Below are 22,187 nucleotides of genomic sequence, written 5' to 3'. Positions count from 1 at the left end.
CCGCTGTCATTGCGGCTTGTCTTTCAAGCGGTATTCGGCGGACCGGGCATGCGCCTGCAATCCTTCGCCGTAAGCCAGTTCCGCCGCGACCTTGCCCAGCGTCTGGGCGCCGGCCTCGCTGATGTTGATGATGCTGGAACGCTTCTGGAAATCGTAGACGCCGAGCGGCGACGAGAAACGCGCGGTGCGCGAAGTCGGCAGTACGTGATTTGGTCCGGCGCAGTAGTCGCCCAGCGCTTCCGACGAGAACCGGCCCAGGAACATGGCGCCGGCGTGGCGGATCCGGTCGGCCCAGCGCTGCGGATTGTCGGCCGAAATTTCCAGGTGCTCCGCCGCGATATGATTGGCGATCTCGCAGGCATGCTCCATGTCGCGCACTTTCACCAGCGCGCCGCGGTTGGTGAGCGAAGTGCGGATCACTTCATGGCGCGGCATCAGCGGCAGCTGCCGGTTGATGCTGGCTTCGACGGCGGCGATGTAAGCCGGGTCAGGACACAGCAGGATCGACTGCGCCAGTTCATCGTGCTCGGCTTGCGAAAACAGGTCCATCGCGATCCAGTCGGGATCGGTGGTGCCGTCGCACAGCACCAGGATTTCGGAAGGCCCGGCGATCATGTCGATGCCGACCGTGCCGAATACGCGCCGCTTGGCCGCCGCGACATAAGCGTTGCCGGGGCCGACAATCTTGTCGACCTGGGGAATGGTGGCGGTGCCGTAGGCCAGCGCCGCCACTGCTTGCGCGCCGCCGATGGTGAATACGCGATCAACGCCGGCAATGGCCGCCGCCGCCAGCACCAGCGGATTCTTGATGCCGTCTGGAGTCGGCACCACCATGATGATTTCCTGCACGCCGGCGACCTTGGCCGGAATCGCATTCATCAGCACCGAGGAAGGATAAGCCGCCTTGCCGCCGGGGACATAGATGCCGACGCGGTCCAGCGGCGTGACCTTTTGCCCCAGCACGGTGCCGTCGGCTTCGGTGTAGCTGAAGCCGTCCGAACCGCATTCGACTTTCTGGCGCTGGTGGTAGCTGCGCACGCGGTCGGCCGCGATCTGCAAGGCGCCGCGGCGTTCAGGAGAAAGCTCGGCCAGCGCCGCCTGCAATTCCTGCTGGCCGATTTCGAGCAGGCTGACGTCGTTTACGCTGAGGCGGTCGAAACGGTTGGTGTATTCCAGCACGGCGGCGTCGCCGCGCGCTTTGACGTCGGCCAGGATGCGTGCCGCGGCCTGGTCGATGGCTTCGTCTTCACCTGCCTCGAACGCCAGCAGCGCTGTCAGTTGCGCCTGGAAATTCGGCAGTCCTGCATCGAGTTTTCTGATTGCTATGCTCATATCACTTCCAGTTTACTGTGCGGTTTCCGCCGCAGCTGCGTCGCCGCGGCTTATTGAATCGAAGCTTTTTCGAAGGCTTCCAGGATTGGCTGCAAGCGCTCGCGCTTCAGCTTCAAGGCGGCCTGGTTCACCACCAGCCGCGACGAGATATCCATGATGTGTTCGACTTCGACCAGGTTATTGGCGCGCAAGGTGCCGCCGGTGCTGACCAGGTCGACAATCGCATCCGCCAGCCCGACCAGCGGCGCCAGCTCCATCGAGCCGTACAGCTTGATCAGGTCGACGTGCATGCCCTTCGCCGCGAAGTGTTCGCGCGCCGTCAGCAGGTATTTGGTGGCGACCCGCAGCCGCGCGCCCTGGCGGATCGCGCTGGCGTAGTCAAAGCCGGCCGATACCGCTACCGACATGCGGCATTTTGCAATCTCCAGGTCAATCGGCTGATACAGGCCTTCGCCGCCATGCTCCAGCAGCACATCCTTGCCCGCCACGCCAAAATCGGCGGCGCCGTATTGCACATAGGTCGGCACGTCGGAAGCGCGCACGATGATCACGTTGACCTGCGGATCGTTGGTCGCCAGGATCAGCTTGCGCGAAGTTTCCGGATCTTCGGTGACCTCGATGCCGGCGGCCTTCAGCAGCGGCAAGGTCTCTTCAAAGATGCGGCCTTTCGACAGGGCCAGGGTCAGCTTCTGGCTCATTTGATTCTTTCGATATTTGCGCCGACCGCGGACAGTTTGCGCTCCATCTCGTCGTAGCCGCGGTCCAGGTGGTAGACGCGCTCGATCAGGGTCTGGCCTTGCGCCACCAGGCCGGAAATCACCAGCGAAGCGGAGGCGCGCAGGTCGGTCGCCATCACCGGCGCACCGACCAGCTTGTCGACGCCCTTGATGATGGCGGTATTGCCCTGGACATCGATGGCAGCGCCGAGGCGGTTCATTTCCTGCACGTGCATGAAGCGGTTTTCAAAGATCGTTTCGGTGACGTGGCTGGTGCCTTCGGCAATGCTGTTCATCGCCATGAACTGCGCTTGCATGTCGGTCGGGAAGCCCGGATATTCAGTGGTGCGGAAACTGACCGCCTTGGGCCGCGCTGCCATCTGCACGCGGATCCAGTCGTCGCCGGAGGTGAGGATCACGCCGGCTTCGCGCAGCTTGTCCAGCACCGCATCCAGGATGTGGCTGCGGGTATTTTTCAGCATGACGTCGCCGCCGGTGGCCGCCACCGCGCACAGGAAAGTGCCGGTCTCGATACGGTCGGCGATCACCGCGTGCTCGGCGCCGTGCAGCTTGTCGACGCCCTGGATCGTCAGGCGATCGGTGCCGATACCGTCGATCTTGGCGCCCATCGCAACCAGCAGGTTGGCCAGGTCGGTCACTTCAGGCTCGCGTGCAGCGTTTTCCAGGACCGTCTCGCCATCGGCCAGGGTTGCGGCCATCAGCAGGTTTTCAGTACCGGTGACGGTGATCATGTCGGTAACGACGCGTGTGCCCTTGAGCTTCTTGGCCTTGGCATGGATGTAGCCGGCCTCGATCGCAATCTCGGCGCCCATCGCCTGCAAGCCTTTGATGTGCTGGTCGACCGGGCGCGAACCGATGCCGCAGCCGCCCGGCAGCGACACCCGTGCTTCGCCGAAGCGCGCCAGCAGCGGCCCCAGCACCAGGATCGATGCGCGCATGGTTTTCACCATTTCGTAGGGCGCTTCAAGGTTGGTGATGGCGTCGCCTTGCAGGGTCACGAAGTGGCCGTCCTGGGTCGCCTTCAATCCCATCTGGCGCAGCAGCTTGAGGATGGTCGATACATCGTGCAGGTTCGGCACGTTGCTGAGGTGCAGCTGGTCCGAGCTAAGCAAGCCGGCGCACAGGATAGGCAGCGCCGCATTTTTTGCGCCGGAAATGGTGATTTCGCCGGAAAGGCGGTTACCGCCTTGTATCAATAATTTATCCATGGTGACTTCTCGCAGTGGTGTTCGTTGTATCTGACAGGGCAGCCGCCCGGCCGGTCATTTGTTCTCTTGAAATTCTTCCGGCGTCAGTGTCTTCATCGACAAGGCGTGGATTTCTTCGCGCATGCGGTCGCCCAGCGCCGCGTAGACGATCTGGTGGCGCTGTATCGGACGCTTGCCGGCGAAGGCTGCGGACACGATCACTGCCTTGAAATGCTGGCCGTCGCCCTCGACATCCAGGTGCGAGCATTCGAGGCCGGCGGCGATGTAGCTTTTAACGAGATCAGGTGTAGGGAACATAATATTTTCTTAGCTGTTTTTCCAACGTGGTGATGTGCTCAGTGCCGCACTTAGTGTCTTAGCTTATAGCCGCGCTTCAGCATCTGCACCGCTACCGCCGACAACAACGCCAGGAATATGCAGATGATCAGCAGGCTGATCAGCGGGTTAATGTCTGACTGCCCGAAAAAGCCGTAGCGGAATCCGTCTATCATATAAAAGAACGGATTCAAATGCGATACGGCCTGCCAAAACGGCGGCAACGATTTGATCGAATAAAACACGCCGGCAAGGAAGGTCGCCGGCATGATCAGGAAATTCTGGAAGACTGCCAGCTGGTCGAACTTGTCTGCCCAGATGCCGGCAATCAAACCCATGGTGCCCAGCAGCGCGGCGCCCAGGAATGCAAAAATCACGATCCACCACGGCGCCACGAAAGACAGGTTGCCGAACCAGGCGGTGATCACAAACACACCCAGGCCGACCGCCACGCCGCGCACTACCGAGGCCAGCACGTAAGCGCCGTACAGCTCCCAGTGCGACAGCGGCGTCAGCAGGACAAACACCAGATTGCCGGTCATTTTCGACTGTGTCAACGATGACGAGGTATTGGCGAAGGCATTTTGCAACACGCTCATCATCACCAGGCCGGGAATCAGGAATGCGGTGTACTGCACGCCGGGATAGACCTCGATATGGTCCTTGAGGGTATGGCCGAAAATCAGCAGGTACAGCATCGCCGTCAGGATCGGCGCGCCTATGGTTTGCGTCGCCACTTTCCAGAAGCGCAGCACTTCCTTGTAGAACAGGGTTTGGAAACCAACCATCATTTGACACCGCCCGCGCTGTATTCATCGGCAAAAACATTAAAGCCGCTGGCGCTGACCTTGCTGTCCATGATCTGCAGGAACACGTCTTCCAGGTCAGCCTGCTGCAACTGCATGTCCTCGATCACCGCGCCGGCATGGCGCAAGGCGCCGAGGATCGGTTCGACATCAGCGTATTCGTTGACCCGCAGCGAGAACTTGCTGCCGTCGGCATGCAGCACCAAGGGCTGCAGCGCTGCCGGCAAGCTGCCGCTGGACAGGTTGACCAGCAATTGCGAACCGGCGATGCGCTTGATCAGCGCCGAGGTGGAATCGAGCGCCACGACCTGGCCCAGCTTGAGCATGGCGATGCGGTTGCACTGCTCTTGCGCTTCTTCCAGGTAGTGCGTGGTCAGGACCACCGTGTGGCCTTCGCGGTTGAGGCGTGAAATGAAGCGCCACAAGGTCTGCCGCAATTCGACGTCGACGCCGGCGGTCGGCTCGTCCAGCACGATCACCGGCGGCTTGTGGACCAGGGCCTGCGCCACCAGCACGCGCCGTTTCATGCCGCCCGACAGGGCGCGCATGTTGGTGTCGGCCTTGCTGGTCAGGTCAAGGTTTTCCATTACCTCGTCGATCCATTTGTCATTGTTCTTCAGGCCGTAATAGCCGGACTGTATGCGCAGCGTTTCACGCACCGTGAAAAAAGGATCGAACACCAGCTCTTGCGGCACCACGCCGAGATTGCGGCGCGCGGCGCGATAGTCGCTGACCACGTCGTGGCCATGGACCGTGACGTTGCCTGAATCCGGGTGGTTAAGGCCGGCGATGATTGAAATCAAGGTGGTCTTGCCAGCGCCGTTAGGACCCAGCAAACCGAAGAATTCACCTTCTTCGATGGTCAGGGAAACGCCGCCCAGCGCCTGCAAGGACTGGTAACGCTTCTTGACGTTGGTAATTTGGATGGCCGCCATAGTGCCTTGCTAAATATTCTGTAATTGGAACGCCTCGGCAGTGCTGCCGATTTGCCGGTCAAACCATGCTGGCCGGTGGCGGAACCCTTGATTATATTGGATTTTTGCTGCGAAGGCCGGGCGGCAACGACAAACCCGGGATGCTACGGGGGGAAGGAGAAGGTGGAGCTCAATGATGCAGTGTACTGGCGGCAACAGTCACGCCGGTGGGCGCGAGCAGTTCTGTCACGCCGTACAAATCGATCAGGCTTTCCAGGTTGGCGGGCAAACTGGAGAAATGGAGGTTCAGGCCCTGGTTCAGGGCGGCGCATTGCCATGCCAGCAAGGTTGCGACGGCGGCCGAATCGACCGCCACCACATCGCCCAGGTCAATCTCGGTCTCGCCCCCGGCGATCGCGCGCAAGCCCTCTTCCAGAGTGACTTTGGCGTTACCGACAGTAAGCGAGTGAGATGGTCTGAACATGTTAGTCAATCAACTGTTTATTTTTTAAGGCCGCGGGCAGCGCGTTCCTTGTTCTTGTCCGACAATACCTTGATCAGGCCGTCGATGCCGGACCGGCCGATTTCGGAGGTGAAGGTACCCTTGTATGAATCAACGAGCCAGGCGCCCAGTACGTTGACATCATAGATCTTCCAGCTGGTGCCTGCTTTTTCCACGCGATAATTCAGCTGGATAGGCTCGCCGCGCGGCTGGATCACTTGCGAACGGACGATGACATCGGTATCGGCCGGATCGGCGCGCAGCGGCTTGAAATCGATCTGCTGGTCACGCACTTGCGACAGCGCGCCGGAATAGGTGAAGACCAGCAGGCTGCGGAACTGGGTGATCAGCTGTTTCTTTTGATCATCAGTTGCATCGCGCCACTTGGGGCCCATGGCCATGCTGGTCATGCGCTCGAAATCGACATAAGGAATGATCTTTTCCTCAACCAGCGCCAGGATCCGCTGCTGGTTGCCGCCCTGGATGTTCTTGTCCGATTTGGCGGTATCCAGCACGTCCTGGCTGATGCGCTTGATCAGCGCATCAGGCGCTTCTTGCGCCTGGGCTGCCGCGGTGAACAACAGGCTGCCGACAGTCAGCGACAGCGTCAGGAATTTTTTCAGAATTTTCATATGTATTTTTAACAATCTTAATGGTTGTTAGAAGACGTCTCAGACGCGGGGTATATGCGTCCTAAGACGGCAATTTCAAGCGCCGGTTCCAGCCGGCGCCGATAATCACTGCTCGGCGGGCTTGCTGTTGGCAGGCTTGTCCGCCTTATCTGCCTTGTCGTCGCTGTCGTCATTATTGCCGTTGATCTGGCTCTGGCGGCGCTGGGTATAGGCATCGCGCACGAATTCATACTTGTCGAGGGCGGCATCCTCCAGCAGGCCGCCTGCGTCCAGCAGGTTGGCGCGCTTGTCGATCAGGCGCACCACCGAACCGGTATTGCGCCAGCGCACCGGATATTTGTACGACCAGATGTCGCCATACATATCGACCGGCAATGCCGCCGTATCGCGGATATTCGACGGCCCGAACAGCGGCAGCACCAGGTAAGGGCCGGAGCCGACGCCCCACTTGCCCAGGGTCTGGCCGAAATCCTTGTTATGTTTCTGCAAACCGGCTTCCGAGCCGATATCCAGCAAGCCGCCGAGGCCGAGCGTGGTGTTGACCGCAACCCGCATCACATCCGATGTACCGTCCGCGACATTGCCTTGCAAGAAGCCGTTGACCGAGCTCCATACGTCGCCCAGGTTGCCGAAGAAGTTGTTGACGCCGGTCTGGACAAAACTCGGCAGCCAGTTCCGGTAAGCGGTGGCGACCGGTTTCAGGGCGACCTTGTCGAGCGTGTCGTTGAAGCTGAACATGGCGCGGTTGAAACCCTCCAGCGGGTCTTGCGGATTGCTGGTAGTGGCGCAGCCGGCCAGTGCGGCAACCAGGGCCAGCGAGCCCAGGCGAGTCATGGTTTTCATTGTTCAGTGTCCTTTACATCCGCGGCCTTGCTGTACAGGAACTGACTGATCAGGTTTTCCAGCACAATCGCGGATTGCGTTAATTTAATACGGTCGCCGGCAACCAGGTTCTTGGTCGCGCCGCCCGCTTCGATACCGATATATTGCTCGCCCAACAAACCTGCCGTGAGTATCTTAGCCGAACTGTCTTCCGGGAACTGGTAACGCTGGTCCATGTTCAAGGTCACTATCGCCTGGAAATTCTTGTCGTCGAAATTGATCGACGCCACACGCCCCACCACCACCCCGGCGCTGCGCACCGAAGCACGTACTTTCAGGCCGCCGATATTGTCGAACTTGGTAATTACCGGGTAGGTCTTGTTGAAAGTCGAGCTGCTCAGGTTGCCTGCCCTCAGCGCCAGGAACCCCAAGGCCAGCACCCCGATCAGCACAAACATGCCTACCCATACGTCTACAGTTTTCTGTTGCATGATTCATCACCTTAAAAATACCATCGCGAACAATATCTCGAAGAGAAAATAGTAACGAGAAGTAAAACGCGCTGCTACGGTTTGATTCCCGCTGCTCGACATGACAGGCAGCGGGAGTCGCGCAAATAATTAGTTAAACATCAAGGCGGTCAGCAGGAAGTCCAGCCCCAGTACCGCCAGCGACGAGATCACCACGGTGCGCGTGGTTGCCCTGGAGACGCCTTCCGGCGTCGGTTTTGCCTCATAGCCCTGCCATACCGCCACAAACGTTGCGGCGACGCCAAACACAATGCTTTTCAAGACCCCGTTGGCGATATCTTGCCAGATATCCACGCCGCCCTGCATCTGCGACCAGAACGCGCCTTCATCGACGCCGATCAGCTTGACGCCGACCAGGTAGCCGCCAAAGATACCCAGGGCGCTGAACAAGGCTGCCAGCATCGGCATCGCTACCACGCCGGCCCAGAAACGCGGCGCCACGACCCGTTGCATGGGATCGACCGCCATCATTTCCATCGCCGACAGCTGCTCGCCGGCTTTCATCAGGCCGATTTCGGCAGTCAGGGAAGTGCCGGCGCGGCCGGCGAACAGCAGCGCCGTCACTACCGGCCCCAGTTCGCGCACCAGCGACAGCGCCACCAGCAAGCCCAGCGCCTGTTCCGAACCATACTTGTTGAGCGTGTAATAACCCTGCAAACCCAGCACGAAACCGACAAACAGGCCCGATACGCCAATGATGATCAGCGAATAATTGCCGATGAAATGGATCTGGTCGGTAATCAGCCGCGGCCGCCGCCAGAGTCCGAGCGACGCCCGCAGGATCGCAAAGAACATGCGCGTGGCGAGGCCCAGGCCGGTAATCGATTCGCGTACCGTGCGTCCCACCGCCGCAAGAGAATTGCTTACAAACTTGGTTACGACGTTCAGCATCAGCCGCGCCCCTTCAAGCCCAGGTCCTCGGCCAGCGACTTGCCGGGATAATGGAACGGCACCGGACCATCAGGTTCAGCGTTGACGAATTGCTTCACGTACGGATGGGCCGACGCCTGCATCTCTGCCGGCGTGCCCTGCGCCACGATTTGTCCCTGCGAGAGGAAATACACGTAGTCGGCAATGCTGAACGACTCATGGACGTCATGCGACACCAGGATGCTGGTAGAGCCCAGCGCATCGTTGAGCTTGCGGATCAGGTTGGCCGTCACGCCCATGGAAATCGGATCCAGGCCGGCGAACGGTTCGTCATACATGATCAACGACGGATCCAGGGCAATTGCGCGCGCCAGCGCCACGCGCCGGGCCATGCCGCCGGAAATCTCGGACGGCTTCAGCTGCGCTGCATTGCGCAAGCCGACCGCATTCAATTTCAGCAGCACCAGGTTGTTCAGCAGTTCCGGCGACAGGTTGGTGTGTTCGCGCAGCGGGAAAGCCACGTTTTCAAATGCGGTCAGGTCGGTAAACAAGGCGCCGCTCTGGAACAGCATGCCCATCTTGCGCCGCAAGGCATACAGGCCCGGGGTCGACAATGCGTGCACCGTTTCGCCGTCGACCTTGACGCTGCCGGCCTGCGGCTTGAGCTGGCCGCCGATCAGCCGCAATATGGTGGTCTTGCCGGAGCCGGAGCCGCCCATGACGGCGATCACCTTGCCGCGTGCGAAGTCCATGTTGAGACCCGATAAAATCGACCTCTCACCATAGCCAAACTGCAGATCACGAATTTCGACGATATTTGCCACACCATCCACCGAATAAATCAAAGGGGCTATTGTAGTGCAAATGCGACAATCGTTCAGGGCCGGGCAATAGTAGGCAGACTGGCATGTGCCTGTATTACAACAGTTTGACTATTGCCCGGATGCATGTACAAAAACATGTGCTGCAGAAAAAAGAGCATGCCGGTGTTGCCACTGACATGCTCCTTCTTTATTTAGCGACAGCAAAAAGCTGCGCAGTATTACCGTGGCAAAACCGATGCCCCCATCAGGAACTCATCGACTGCGCGTGCGCACTGGCGACCTTCGCGGATAGCCCATACCACCAGCGACTGGCCGCGGCGCATGTCGCCGGCGGCAAACACCTTGTCGACCGATGTCTTGTAGCAGGCGTCGCCGTCGGTAGTGGCCTTGGCGTTGCCGCGCGCATCCTTGTCGACGCCAAACGCTTCCAGCACCTGCGCCACCGGCGAGACGAAACCCATGGCCAGGAACACCAGGTCGGCCTTCATCTCGAATTCCGAATCCGGCACTTCCTGCATCTTGCCGTCTTTCCATTCGACGCGGGCGGCGATCAGTTTCTCGACCTTGCCGTTCTTGCCTTCCAGGCGCTTGGTGGCCACTGCCCAGTCGCGGTCGCAGCCTTCTTCGTGCGACGACGAAGTGCGCAGCTTGGTCGGCCAGTACGGCCATACCAGCGGCTTGTTTTCCAGCTCCGGTGGCTGCGGCATCAGTTCAAACTGCTGGATCGATACCGCCCCCTGGCGATTGGAGGTGCCGACGCAATCGGAACCGGTATCGCCGCCGCCGATCACCACTACGTGCTTGCCGCCAGCCAGAATCTGGTCCTTGACCTTGTCGCCGGCGTTGACCTTGTTTTGCTGCGGCAGGAAATCCATGGCGAAATGGACGCCCTTCAGCTCGCGCCCCGGCACCGGCAGGTCGCGCGGCTGCTCGGCGCCGCCGGCGATCACCACGGCGTCGAACTCGGCCTTCAATTCGTCCGGCGCAATGGTCTTCTTGGCCCAGTTATTTACATTGGCCGGGAAATCCTTGCCGACCAGGACGCCGGTGCGGAAGGTCACGCCTTCGGCTTCCATCTGTTCGACGCGGCGGTCGATATGGGATTTTTCCATCTTGAAATCGGGGATGCCGTAACGCAGCAGGCCGCCGACCCGATCGCTCTTTTCAAACACGGTGACGTCATGGCCGATGCGCGCCAGCTGCTGCGCCGCCGCCAGGCCGGCGGGGCCGGAGCCCACCACGGCGACTTTCTTGCCGGTCTTGACCAGAGGCGGCTGCGGCACGATCCAGCCGTTTTCCCAGCCCTTGTCGACAATGAAGTGCTCGATCGACTTGATGCCGACCGGATCGCTGTTGATGCCGAGCGTACATGCGCTTTCGCATGGCGCCGGGCAGATGCGGCCGGTAAACTCCGGGAAGTTGTTGGTCGAATGCAGGGTCTCCAGCGCTTCGTGATAAGCGCCGCGATACACCAGGTCGTTCCAGTCGGGAATGATGTTGTTGACCGGGCAGCCGTTGTTACAGAACGGAATGCCGCAATCCATGCAGCGCGCGCCTTGGGTCTTGGCTTCGTCGTTGCTCAGGCTGAGGATGAATTCCTTGTAATGCTTCTTGCGCGCCACTGGAGCTTCATACGTTTCGCCGACCCGCTGGAACTCCATGAATCCTGTTACTTTTCCCATTTTTCACTCACTTTTTATCAATTGCGGGACAGAGCCGCCCGGGTAGGGTTTAAGAGCCGCCGCCGTGCGGCGAATTACACTCTCCGTGCGACTCTGTCCCCAACTAATCAGACACGATGATTAAGCAGCAAAGAAAGTCACTCTGCCCCAAGCTACTCCAGCTAACTAAGCAGCGACTTTTTCCTTGGCTGGCGCGGTGCTGCGCACCGCATTCAATTCGCCCAGCGCCCGCTTGTACTCGGTCGGGAACACCTTGACGAATTTGCTGCGCGACGCAACCCAGTTGTCCAGCAGGTTGCGGGCGCGGGTGCTGCCGGTGTACTTGAAGTGGCGTTCGATCAAGCCTTTCAGGATCGCCTCGTCAGCCTGCACTTCGCCGCCGCGCGCCATGCTGTGCCAGATCGCCTTATCGATCGTGGCTTCCTGCTCGCCCTGGCTCAGCACCGGCTCCAGCGTCACCATCGCCATATTGCATTGCGCGGCAAACGTGCCGTCCGGATCGTAGACATAAGCCAGGCCGCCAGACATGCCGGCGCCGAAGTTGCGGCCGGTTTCACCCAGCACCACTACCGTACCGCCGGTCATGTATTCGCAGCCATGGTCGCCGGTGCCTTCAACCACGGCAATCGCGCCGGAGTTGCGCACCGCGAAACGTTCGCCGGCAACGCCGTTGAGGAAAGCCTCGCCGGCGATGGCGCCGTACAGCACCGTGTTGCCGGCGATGATGTTGTCGACCGCGCGGCCGCGGAACTCGGTGTTCGGACGCACGATGATGCGGCCGCCCGACAAACCCTTGCCGACATAGTCATTACCCTCGCCAACCAGGTCCAGCGTCACGCCATGCGCCAGGAACGCGCCTGCCGACTGGCCTGCGGTGCCCTGCAGCTGGATGTGGATGGTGTCGTCGGGCAGGCCCTCGTGACCGTATTTTTTTGCCACTTCGCCAGACAGCATGGCGCCGACGGTGCGGTTCAGGTTCTTGATCGGCGAGATGAACGAGACGCGCTCGCCCTTGTCCAGCGCCGCCTTGGCTTGTCCAATCAGCTTGTGGTCCAGCGCCCGGTCGAGGCCGTGGTCCTGTTCTTCGGTGTGGTAATACACGCCGCCTTCAGGCAATGCCGGCTGGTAGAAAATGCGGCTGAAATCCAGGCCTTGTGCTTTCCAGTGCGTGATCGCTCGCGACTTGTCGAGCAGGTCGGCGCGGCCGATCAGTTCGTTGAAACTGCGGATGCCCAGCGACGCCATGATCTGGCGCACTTCTTCGGCGATGAAGAAAAAGAAGTTGACCACATGCTCAGGCTTGCCGGAGAACTTGGCGCGCAGCACCGGATCTTGCGTGGCAACGCCGACCGGGCAAGTGTTCAGGTGGCATTTGCGCATCATGATGCAGCCTTCGACTACCAGCGGCGCAGTGGCAAAACCGAATTCATCGGCGCCCAGCAAGGCGCCGATCACGACGTCGCGGCCGGTCTTCATCTGGCCGTCGGCCTGGACCCGGATACGGTTGCGCAAGCCGTTCAACACCAGCGTTTGCTGGGTTTCCGCCAGGCCCAATTCCCAAGGCGAGCCGGCATGCTTGATCGACGACAAAGGCGAGGCGCCAGTGCCGCCATCGTGGCCGGCGATCACCACGTGGTCCGACTTGGCCTTGGCGACACCCGCCGCCACGGTGCCGACGCCGACTTCCGACACCAGCTTGACTGAAATCGAAGCGCGCGGATTGACGTTCTTCAGATCGTGGATCAGCTGCGCCAGGTCTTCGATCGAATAGATGTCATGGTGCGGCGGCGGCGAAATCAGCCCGACGCCCGGCACCGAGAAACGCAGCTTGGCGATGTATTCGGATACTTTGTGGCCCGGCAGCTGGCCGCCCTCGCCCGGCTTGGCGCCTTGCGCCATCTTGATCTGGATCTGGTCGGCCGAAATCAGGTATTCCGCGGTGACGCCGAAACGCCCGGACGCCACCTGCTTGATGCGCGAACGCAGCGAATCGCCGGCCTGCAGCGGAATATCGACTTCGATACGGTCCTTGCCGATCACCGATGCCAGCGTTTCGCCCTGCTTGATCGGGATGCCCTTCAATTCCTGGCGATAGCGGTTCTCGTCCTCGCCGCCTTCACCAGTGTTGGACTTGCCGCCGATGCGGTTCATCGCCACTGCCAGCGTGGCGTGCGCTTCCGTCGAGATCGAACCGAGCGACATCGCGCCGGTAGCGAAACGCTTGACGATTTCCTTGGCCGGCTCGACTTCATCCAATGGGATCGCCTTGCTTGGATCGATCTTGAATTCAAACAGGCCGCGCAAGGTCATGTGGCGCTTGGACTGGTCGTTGATCAGCTGTGCGTATTCTTTATAGCTGTTGAAGTTGTTGGCGCGGGTCGAGTGCTGCAGCTTGGCGATCGCGTCCGGCGTCCACATGTGCTCTTCGCCGCGGATGCGGAATGCATATTCGCCGCCGGCGTCGAGCGCGTTGGCTAGCACCGGATCGTCGCTGAACGCGGCGCGATGCAGGCGCAAGGCTTCTTCCGCCACTTCAAATACACCTATGCCTTCGACATTCGACGACGTACCTTTGAAGTACTTCTGGGTCATGCTCTTGTTGAGGCCGATCGCTTCGAAAATCTGCGCGCCGCAATACGACATGTAGGTCGAAATGCCCATCTTCGACATGACCTTCAGCAAGCCCTTGCCGATTGCTTTCTGGAAGTTGTAGATCGCCTTTTCCGGCGACAGCGCGCCCGGCAAGCCGTGCGCAAGTTCCGTCAACGTATCCATCGCCAGGTAGGGATGGATGGCTTCGGCGCCATAGCCTGCCAGCAATGCGAAGTGATGCGTCTCACGCGCGGAACCGGTTTCCACCACCAGGCCGGTCGACGTGCGCAGGCCCTTGCTCACCAGATGCTGGTGGATTGCCGAGGTGGCGAGCAAGGCTGGAATCGCTACCTGCTCGGCATCGACCTTGCGGTCCGACACGATCAGGATGTTGTGGCCGGACTTGACTGCATCGACCGCCTTGGCGCACAGCGACGCCAGGCGCGCTTCGATGCCTTCCTTGCCCCAGGCTACCGGATAGCAGATGTTGAGCTCATGCGACTTGAACTTGCCGCCGGTGTGGGCGCCGATATTGCGCAGCTTGGCGATGTCGTCGTAGTTCAGGATCGGCTGCGTGACTTCGAGCCGCATCGGCGGGTTGATGTTGTTGGTGTCCAGCATGTTCGGCTTCGGTCCGATGAAGGACACCAGCGACATCACCATGGCTTCGCGGATCGGATCGATAGGCGGGTTGGTGACTTGCGCGAACAACTGCTTGAAGTAGTGGTACAGCGTCTTGTTCTTGTTGGACATGACCGCCAGCGGCGAGTCGTTGCCCATGGAGCCGATCGCTTCTTCAGCGGCGGCCGCCATCGGCGACATCAGGAACTTGATGTCTTCCTGGGTGTAGCCGAACAGCTGCTGGCGGTCCAGCAGCGGGATGGTCGAACCGGATTCGGACGGCTCCGATTTCAGCTCGTCCAGCTTGACCCGCACCGATTCAATCCATTGCTTGTACGGTTTGGCGTTGGCGAAGGTGTCTTTCAATTCCTTGTCGTCGATGATGCGGCCGGCGTCGAGGTCGATCAGGAACATCTTGCCTGGCTGCAGGCGCCACTTCTGGATGATCTTGGATTCCGGGATCGGCAGTACGCCGGATTCCGACGCCATCACCACGAAGTCGTCGTCGGTGACGATGTAACGCGCCGGACGCAGGCCGTTGCGGTCCAGGGTGCCGCCGATATGGCGGCCGTCGGTGAACGCCATCGCCGCCGGGCCGTCCCATGGCTCCATCATCGCTGCGTGGTATTCGTAGAAAGCGCGGCGGTTGTCATCCATGGTGGCATGGTTTTCCCACGCTTCCGGGATCATCATCATCATCGCTTGCGCGATCGGGTAGCCGGACATCAGCAGCAGTTCCAGCGCGTTGTCGAAACAGGCGGTATCGGACTGGCCTTCATAGATCAGCGGGAACAGTTTCTTCAGGTCGTCGCCCAGCACATGCGACTTCATCACGCCTTCGCGGGCGCGCATCCAGTTGAAGTTGCCCTTGACGGTGTTGATTTCGCCGTTGTGCGCCAGCAGGCGGTACGGGTGGGCCAGCGGCCATTCAGGGAAAGTATTTGTGGAGAAACGCTGGTGGACCAGCGCCAGCGCCGACAGGCAGCGTGGATCCTGCAGGTCCTTGTAATAGACGCCGACCTGGTCCGCCAGCAGCAATCCTTTGTAGACCACGGTACGCGCCGACATCGACGGCACGAAGAATTCCTTGCCGTGCAACAGGTTCAGCGCCTGGATCGCGTGGCCGGAAGATTTACGGATCACATACAACTTGCGCTCGAGCGCATCGGTCACCATGATGTCCGGGCCGCGGCCGATGAAAATCTGGCGGATCACCGGTTCCTTGTCGCGCACCGTAGGCGACATCGGCATCTCGATATCCACCGGCACATCGCGCCAGCCCAGCACGACCTGGCCTTCAGCCAGCACCGCGCGTTCGATTTCCTGCTCGCAGGCGATGCGCGAAGCATTCTCTTTTGGCAAAAACACCATGCCGACACCGAATTCGCCCGGCGGCGGCAAGATCACGCCCAGCTTCGCCATCTCTTCACGGTAGAACTGGTCGGGCACCTGGATCAGGATCCCGGCGCCATCACCCATCAGCTTATCCGCCCCGACCGCGCCCCGATGATCAAGATTCTTCAGGATCAGCAGACCCTGCTCAATGATCGAGTGACTCTTGTTGCCCTTGATGTGAGCAATAAACCCGACGCCACAGGCATCATGTTCATTAGCCGGATCGTATAAACCTTGCGCATGCATAACGTTGCTCCACCACTTTGAGAGTAAGGATATTAAGAATAGTGCAGACAGATCCAGACTTCAATCAAAACAATTAGGGTCAGAGTCAAATTATTCAGGTTAAATTTTGCACCAAAATTAAATAGGGACAGAGTCAAATTGGTGCATTTGATGGTTTTGTTGCCCTGCAGGTCATTTTTTATTTGCGCCCGGCCTGCGGATCAGCGACGTCGGCCAGAGTCTTGAAGGGACGCCCGCGCTTGGCCGGGCGCACCCTGAGAGTGCCCTGTTTTTCCAGGCTTGACTTGAATTTTTCCGTACCCAGCGGCCAACCCTTGTTGGTAGCATCAGCCAGTTGGCGCGCCTGGTCGGATGTGAGTGCTTGCTCTGCCATTTGCTTATAAGCAGCTTCGCGATCGAAGGGTGTGTTGCCTAGTGCCCAGTACAGGGCATGGTCCACCACCAGGGGATCCGCCTTGACGCCGACATGGTGTAGATAGCTCGACCACGGATACTCGCCAGCCGTTGCAACGATGCCTGCGCGCACCGGATTCTGGTCGATGTAGCAGCTGCACAACATGAAATAAGGCTCCGAATCGATCACCGTGGCCCTGTAGCGTCCTTGCCACAAAGTCCCGACACGTCCGTATTTTTGATTGAAATAAGGCACATAGAAGCGCCCTACCCACTGCATCATCCTGGCCAAACCCTCCGCATCGGAAGGCGTTGCCAGCAAATGCACATGATTGGTCATCAGCACGTAAGCGTGGATAGCCACCTTGTATTGCTTGGCCGCTTCGCGCAGGCGGGCAAGGAAATTCACATAATCTTCCGTCTCGCGGAAGATTGCCTGGCGATCAACGCCACGCTGGATCAGGTGATGCGGCTGGTTGGGAATGACGAGTCGGGGCAGGCGAGCCATGGCAGAAAGGGGTTATCTGATGATGTCCGCATTTTATCGAATAATTCGACTCTGACCCTATTTGATTTGCCTTAAACAATTTGACTCTGACCCTAATTGTTCTAATTGTTGGCGATGGCTTCGGTTTGCAGGATCTGGCTTAGGGCGTCGAAGGCTGGGGAGGTGTAGTCGTGGCGGCGGATCAGGTAGGTGGTGACTTGGCCTGCGGGGCCGATTGGGTAGGTGGCCAGGCTTTGGGTGTTGTTGTGCAATTCCAGGACGGACCGGGGGGCCAGGGCGATGCCGGCGCCGGCGGCGACGCAGGCTAGCATGGCGTGGTAGGAGCCTAGTTCCAGGATGCGGTCCGGGCGGCGGCCGGGGATGCTGCCGGAGGCTAGCCAGTTTTCGGCGTGGCGGCGGTAGGCACAGCCGTGTTCGAAGGCGACCAGGGTGCGGCTTTGCACATCGTCGGGACTGGCGATCGGCGGATGGTTGCGGGCGGCCAGCACGACCAGTTCTTCTGCGTACAGGGGCAGCATCTCGAACAAGGGGTCATCCAGCGGGCCTGCGACCAAGGCGGCGTCCAGGGTAAATGCACGGACCCGGTCTATCAGCTGCTGGGTGGCGCCGGTGCTGAGTTCCAGTTGCACTGCCGGCCATTCCTGGTGGAAACGCGCCAGCGGCAGCGGCAAACGGCTGGCGGCGGTGCTTTCCATCGAGCCGATGCGCAGGCGTCCTTGCGGCACCGCGGGCTGGACCGCCTCGCGCGCTTCGCCGGCCAGGTTCAGCAGGCGCTCGGCATAACCGAGCAAGGTCTCGCCGGCCGGCGTCAGCACCAGGCGTTTGTTATTGCGTGAAAACAGAGGCACGCCCAATGAAGTTTCGAGCTGGCGTATGCGTGTCGTCACATTCGACTGCACCCGGTGCAATTGCTCGGCCGCGCGCGTGATGCCGCCTTCCCGCACTACGGTGCGAAAAATTTCAAGAGATAGCAAATCCATAATTCATCTCATTTTAAGATGGGTAATATTTTTATTATTCATTTTTCAGAATGATCCTGTCAAGGTAGCATGCGCCATACCGGCTGTAAGCAATGCCACCTTTATCAGTTACCAGGAATATCGACATGACTGCCACCAAGAGAAATCCGGAAGCATTCGCGGCTGCGCTCGGCATCCGTTACCCGATCGTGCAAGGGCCGATGAACGGCGGTTCGCCGATTGAACTGGCGACGGCCGTCAGCAATGCCGGCGGCCTGGGTTCGTTCGCGGCCGCCCTGCTGTCGCCGGCGGCGATCATTGAAGCCGTGAAAAAAATCCGCACGCTGACTCAACAGCCGTTCAACGTCAATTTGTTCATCCTCGAACCGGTCCAGCCAAGCCATGCCGAAATCGAAGCGGCGCAAGCCCTGCTGCTGCCGTTCCGCACCGCGCTCGGCCTTGGTCCGGCGGCAACGCCGCAAAAATTCAGCGAAAACTTCCAAGACCAGCTGGCGGCGCTGCTGGAAGCGGCGCCGCCGGTGGTCAGCTTTACCTTCGGCATACTCGATGCCTCAACGGTGGCGCGGTTCCAGCGCAAGGGCTGCAAAGTCATCGGCACCGCCACCAGCGTCGCCGAAGCACAAGCCTGGGAACAGGCCGGCGCCGATTTCGTCTGTGTCCAGGGCGGCGAAGCCGGCGGCCACCGCGCGACTTTCCTGGGCGATGTCGAGCAATCCTGCATCGGCCTGATGACCTTGATTCCGCAAGTCGCTGCTGCAATCAAAACACCCGTGATCGCAGCCGGCGGCATCATGGACGGCAAAGGCATCGCTGCGGCCCTGCTGCTGGGCGCGCAAGCGGCGCAGCTTGGCACGGCCTTCCTGGCGAGTCCGGAATCCGGCATCGCGCCGGCCTGGCGCGAACAGCTGGCGAACGCCAAAGACGACAGCACGCGCATGACCCGCAGTTTCTCCGGCAGGTACGCGCGCGGCATCGTCAATACGTTCATGGAACAGATGCGGCCGCATGAAAGTACGTTGCCGGCTTACCCGGTCCAGAATGCACTGAGCGGCGAAATCCGCCAGGCTGCAGCCAAACAAGGCCGTCCGGAATTCATGTCGCTGTGGGCTGGCCAGGGAGTAGCGATGACGCGCCCCATGCCGGCAGCGCAATTGGTGGCTACACTGGCCGCTGAACTGCAAGCGGCAGGCGATCGCTAACCGCGGAAAGAAATCACTTGAGTAAAGACCTGCAAGCCACGGCAACCGAGACAGACCAGGGACGAGCGGCCTGGCGCATAGCGCTGGCCGGATTGCTGGCCCTGGCGGTAGCGATGGGCATCGGCCGCTTCGCCTTCACGCCGCTGCTGCCGATGATGCTGCACGACGGTATGATCAACCTGGCTGCCGGCGGCTGGCTGGCCACCGCCAACTATATCGGCTACCTGATCGGCGCCCTGCTGTGCATGGTGCTGCGGATCGACGCCACCCGCGGCATCAAGATCGGGCTCGCCAGCACGGTGCTGCTGACATTGGCAATGGGATTGCTGCAGTCGCCCATGCTATGGCTGCTGCTGCGCACGCTGGCGGGCATTGCCAGCGCCTGTGTGTTCGTGTTCGCATCCGGCTGGTGTTTGCAACGCCTGGCGCAATTGCACGCGCCGGCTTTGGGCGGCGTCATTTATTGCGGTCCCGGCCTCGGCATCCTGATCACCGGGCTGGCGACCAGCGCCATGGTGAACCTGCACTGGCGCGCTGAACACGGCTGGCTGCTGTATGGATTGCTGGCCTTGATATTGACCGCGCTGGTATGGTCCACCTTCTCGGGATCGACGGCTACGGCGGGCGCGCCGTCGCCGGCAGCGCATGGGCTGGAGCCGGCCCAGGTGGTGCGCCAGACGCGCGGCCTGATCCTCGCTTATGCGCTGGCCGGCTTCGGCTACATCATCACCGCCACCTTCCTGCCGGTGATCGCACGCCAGGCGCTGCCGGGCTCGAACTGGCCGGATCTGTTCTGGCCGCTGTTCGGCATCTGCGTCTCCATCGGCGCCTTGCTGGCGACCCGGCTGCCGACGCACTGGGACAATCGTTTGCTGCTCGCCGCTTGTTACCTGCTGCAAGCATGCGGCATCCTGATCGGCCTGGTCTCTCCGAGCGTGGCCGGTTTTGCGCTGGGCAGCATCTTGCTCGGCTTGCCGTTCACCGCGATTACCTTATTTGCGATGCGCGACGCCCGCCGCCTACGCGGCGATCACGCACGCAGCCTGATGGGATTGCTGACCGCAACCTATGGCGTAGGACAAATCATCGGGCCGCCGCTGGCGACGCGCCTGGTGCAAGGCAGCGGCAACTTCAGCTCGTCGCTGGCCACGGCGGCGCTGGCGCTGCTGGCCGGCGCCGCCTTGCTGGGCGCGATGTACAGGTACCGCGGCAAACCGGCCGCCTGACGCCTACTCCCCGGAAAATTCGGCGGCGGCCTTGGCTGTCCAGAGCGCCTTGTTATAGCTAGGGAACGGCTCATCGTAACTATCCACTGCACCGTCCTCGCCGACGAAATGCGTCCACCAGTCGGCGTCGTCCTGCACCAGGGCAATATCGCCGGGGCTGCAATGGTCGGCGATTGACTCGCCTGCAGCCAGCGTCACTATCCTGGTCCTCCTGTGCTTGATGACGGTAGGCACGACGATCAGCGGAACGCAGGTTCGCTGAAGCTGCGTAGCTTGCGGCTGTGCAGCTGCTCGACGCCTTGATTGCGCAGCAGTTCGAGCGCCTTGATGCCGATCTTCAGATGCTGGTTGACGCGCTGTTCATAGAAGCGGTTGGCCATGCCGGGCAGTTTGATTTCGCCATGCAAGGGCTTGTCAGAGACGCATAGCAAGGTGCCGTAAGGAACCCGGAAGCGGAAACCGTTGGCGGCCACTGTCGCGCTTTCCATGTCCAGCGCAATCGCCCGGCTTTGATTGAAGCGCAGCAGAGGCTTGCGATGGTCGCGCAGCTCCCAGTTGCGGTCATCGATAGACGCAACCGTTCCGGTACGCATGATGCGCTTGAGTTCATATCCTTCCAGCTGGGTGATGGTAGCCACTGCATCCTGCAAGGCCAGCTGCACCTCGGCCAGCGCCGGCACCGGCACCCACAGGGGCAAGTCGTCGTCCAGCACGTGATCGTCGCGCACATAAGCGTGCGCCAGGACGTAGTCGCCCATGCGCTGCGACGTCGACAGGCCGGCGCAATGGCCCAGCATGATCCAGCCGTGCGGACGCAGCACTGCCACATGGTCAGTGATGGTCTTGGCGTTCGAGGGACCGACGCCGATGTTGATCAGCGTGATGCCGGAGCCGTCGGCCCGCTGCAAATGATAGGCCGGCATCTGCGGCTGGCGCGCCGGCGCAACGCCGGTAAGCGCACGGTCGGCAGGCAGGTCGTCGAGGTTGGCGTTCCAGGTGGTCAGGTCGCCCGGTTCGACGAAGGCCGTGTATTGCTGGCGGTAGGCGCGCAGCTCGGGATCGCTGCTGGCTTGCATCAGCTCGCGCCCCATGCGGATGAATTCGTCGACGTAGAACGCGTAGTTGGTAAACAGCACATAGCGCTGGAAACGATCGGGCGAGGTCGCCGTATAGTGCTTCAGCCGGTGCAGGGAATAATCGATGCGCGGCGCGGTAAACAAAGCCAGCGGATGCGGATCGCCCGGCAATTCTTCCAACGTGCCGTTGACGATGCGGTCGTCCATGGTCGCCAGGTTCGGCAGGTCGAATACATCCGGCAACGTCCGCAAGTGGTCAGGATCGAGATTGCCCTCGACATGGATGCCTTCCGGGAAGGCGAAATGCACCGGGATCGGCATGTCGCTGACGCCGATTTCCAGCGGCACATCGTGGTTGTCGCGCAGCAGCTTGAACTGGCTGACCAGGTAATTGGTGTACAGCGACGGCCGCGTCAGCGTAGTCTGGTAGACGCCGGGGCCGTACACGAAACCGAAGGAATGGCGGGTATCGGCGCGGGTGTTGAATTCGGTCGTCACCCGTACAAACGGATAGCAGGCGCGCACCCGTTCGGTCATCACTTCGCCGTTGGCAAAGCGCTTGAAAGCCTCGCGCAGCAAGGCGGTGTGATGCTCATAGATTTCATGCACGCGGGCGACGGCGGCATGGGGGTCGGTGAATTGCTCAGTCGGGAACATTGAATCTCCGTAGCGATATCTGTACGCCAGGATCGCTGGCGTCATGGTCCGGACATATTTATCCGGACCTTACAGTTCAATTCTACTGGGATTGGAGCGAGATTGCGAAACTAAAGCCAA

At 60.6% G+C, this 22,187-nt stretch carries 20 protein-coding genes; 2 read left to right on the top strand and 18 right to left on the bottom strand.

Annotated elements, in window-relative coordinates:
* Positions 1-6: 6 nt before the first annotated feature.
* The 16 genes from hisD to BM062_RS06005 form a co-directional block, all read right to left on the bottom strand.
* Positions 7-1,332, bottom strand: coding sequence for a histidinol dehydrogenase (gene hisD, locus BM062_RS06080; RefSeq protein WP_092394640.1), 1,326 nt, complete (start codon positions 1,330-1,332; stop codon positions 7-9).
* 50 nt (positions 1,333-1,382) lie between these two features.
* Entirely contained in the window at positions 1,383-2,030 is a 648-nt protein-coding gene (hisG, locus tag BM062_RS06075; RefSeq protein ID WP_092394637.1) for an ATP phosphoribosyltransferase, read from the bottom strand.
* On the bottom strand, positions 2,027-3,277 hold the full coding sequence (gene murA / locus BM062_RS06070; protein ID WP_092394634.1) for a UDP-N-acetylglucosamine 1-carboxyvinyltransferase: 1,251 nt from the start codon (positions 3,275-3,277) through the stop codon (positions 2,027-2,029). Before murA ends, hisG begins: the two co-directional genes overlap by 4 nt.
* Positions 3,278-3,331: 54 nt before the next feature.
* The gene (locus BM062_RS06065; protein WP_092394631.1) at positions 3,332-3,574 is read right to left on the bottom strand and encodes a BolA family protein; all 243 of its coding nucleotides are present in this window, start codon (positions 3,572-3,574) and stop codon (positions 3,332-3,334) included.
* A gap of 50 nt (positions 3,575-3,624) precedes the next feature.
* Entirely contained in the window at positions 3,625-4,380 is a 756-nt protein-coding gene (locus BM062_RS06060) for an ABC transporter permease (protein WP_092395083.1), read from the bottom strand.
* Positions 4,380-5,333 (bottom strand): ABC transporter ATP-binding protein, encoded by a 954-nt coding sequence (locus tag BM062_RS06055; RefSeq protein WP_092394628.1) that lies wholly within the window; start codon positions 5,331-5,333, stop codon positions 4,380-4,382. Before BM062_RS06055 ends, BM062_RS06060 begins: the two co-directional genes overlap by 1 nt.
* Before the next feature lie 169 nt (positions 5,334-5,502).
* A complete protein-coding gene (locus tag BM062_RS06050; protein ID WP_092394626.1) occupies positions 5,503-5,796 on the bottom strand; it encodes an STAS domain-containing protein in 294 nt (97 codons plus the stop codon).
* 17 nt (positions 5,797-5,813) lie between these two features.
* On the bottom strand, positions 5,814-6,446 hold the full coding sequence (locus BM062_RS06045; protein WP_092394623.1) for an MlaC/ttg2D family ABC transporter substrate-binding protein: 633 nt from the start codon (positions 6,444-6,446) through the stop codon (positions 5,814-5,816).
* 105 nt (positions 6,447-6,551) lie between these two features.
* On the bottom strand, positions 6,552-7,289 hold the full coding sequence (locus BM062_RS06040) for an MlaA family lipoprotein (protein WP_092394620.1): 738 nt from the start codon (positions 7,287-7,289) through the stop codon (positions 6,552-6,554).
* Complete coding sequence (gene mlaD / locus BM062_RS06035) at positions 7,286-7,759, bottom strand: outer membrane lipid asymmetry maintenance protein MlaD (protein WP_092394617.1); 474 nt, start codon at positions 7,757-7,759, stop codon at positions 7,286-7,288. The genes BM062_RS06040 and mlaD overlap by 4 nt, the downstream gene beginning before the upstream one ends.
* A 129-nt stretch (positions 7,760-7,888) precedes the next feature.
* The gene (gene mlaE / locus BM062_RS06030; RefSeq protein ID WP_092394614.1) at positions 7,889-8,689 is read right to left on the bottom strand and encodes a lipid asymmetry maintenance ABC transporter permease subunit MlaE; all 801 of its coding nucleotides are present in this window, start codon (positions 8,687-8,689) and stop codon (positions 7,889-7,891) included.
* Positions 8,689-9,492: an ABC transporter ATP-binding protein gene (locus BM062_RS06025; protein ID WP_092395080.1), complete on the bottom strand. Its 804-nt coding sequence runs from the start codon at positions 9,490-9,492 to the stop codon at positions 8,689-8,691. Before BM062_RS06025 ends, mlaE begins: the two co-directional genes overlap by 1 nt.
* Positions 9,493-9,710: 218 nt before the next feature.
* Positions 9,711-11,174 (bottom strand): glutamate synthase subunit beta, encoded by a 1,464-nt coding sequence (locus tag BM062_RS06020; protein WP_092394609.1) that lies wholly within the window; start codon positions 11,172-11,174, stop codon positions 9,711-9,713.
* 165 nt (positions 11,175-11,339) lie between these two features.
* Entirely contained in the window at positions 11,340-16,028 is a 4,689-nt protein-coding gene (locus BM062_RS06015) for a glutamate synthase-related protein (RefSeq protein ID WP_092394606.1), read from the bottom strand.
* A 178-nt stretch (positions 16,029-16,206) separates the two neighbouring features.
* Positions 16,207-16,929, bottom strand: coding sequence for a transposase (locus BM062_RS06010; RefSeq protein WP_092394603.1), 723 nt, complete (start codon positions 16,927-16,929; stop codon positions 16,207-16,209).
* Positions 16,930-17,030: 101 nt separating this feature from the next.
* Positions 17,031-17,909: a LysR substrate-binding domain-containing protein gene (locus BM062_RS06005; RefSeq protein WP_092394600.1), complete on the bottom strand. Its 879-nt coding sequence runs from the start codon at positions 17,907-17,909 to the stop codon at positions 17,031-17,033.
* A 125-nt stretch (positions 17,910-18,034) separates the two neighbouring features.
* On the opposite strand from BM062_RS06005, the gene BM062_RS06000 reads away from it, so the two are divergent.
* Together BM062_RS06000 and BM062_RS05995 are read left to right on the top strand one after the other, a co-directional pair.
* Complete coding sequence (locus BM062_RS06000; protein ID WP_092394597.1) at positions 18,035-19,108, top strand: NAD(P)H-dependent flavin oxidoreductase; 1,074 nt, start codon at positions 18,035-18,037, stop codon at positions 19,106-19,108.
* A 17-nt stretch (positions 19,109-19,125) separates the two neighbouring features.
* The gene (locus BM062_RS05995; protein WP_092394594.1) at positions 19,126-20,334 is read left to right on the top strand and encodes a YbfB/YjiJ family MFS transporter; all 1,209 of its coding nucleotides are present in this window, start codon (positions 19,126-19,128) and stop codon (positions 20,332-20,334) included.
* A gap of 3 nt (positions 20,335-20,337) precedes the next feature.
* Here BM062_RS05995 and BM062_RS05990 read toward each other — a convergent pair whose 3' ends face one another.
* Entirely contained in the window at positions 20,338-20,568 is a 231-nt protein-coding gene (locus BM062_RS05990) for a hypothetical protein (RefSeq protein ID WP_092394591.1), read from the bottom strand.
* A 5-nt stretch (positions 20,569-20,573) separates the two neighbouring features.
* Complete coding sequence (locus BM062_RS05985) at positions 20,574-22,067, bottom strand: AMP nucleosidase (RefSeq protein WP_092394588.1); 1,494 nt, start codon at positions 22,065-22,067, stop codon at positions 20,574-20,576.
* Positions 22,068-22,187 lie beyond the last annotated feature (120 nt).

The organism is Collimonas sp. OK412, from assembly GCF_900112135.1.
GTDB classification, from domain to species: Bacteria; Pseudomonadota; Gammaproteobacteria; order Burkholderiales; family Burkholderiaceae_D; genus Collimonas; species Collimonas rhizosphaerae.
The sequence above is the reverse complement of the archived record's forward strand: the minus strand, read 5'-3'. Positions and strand labels throughout refer to the sequence as shown.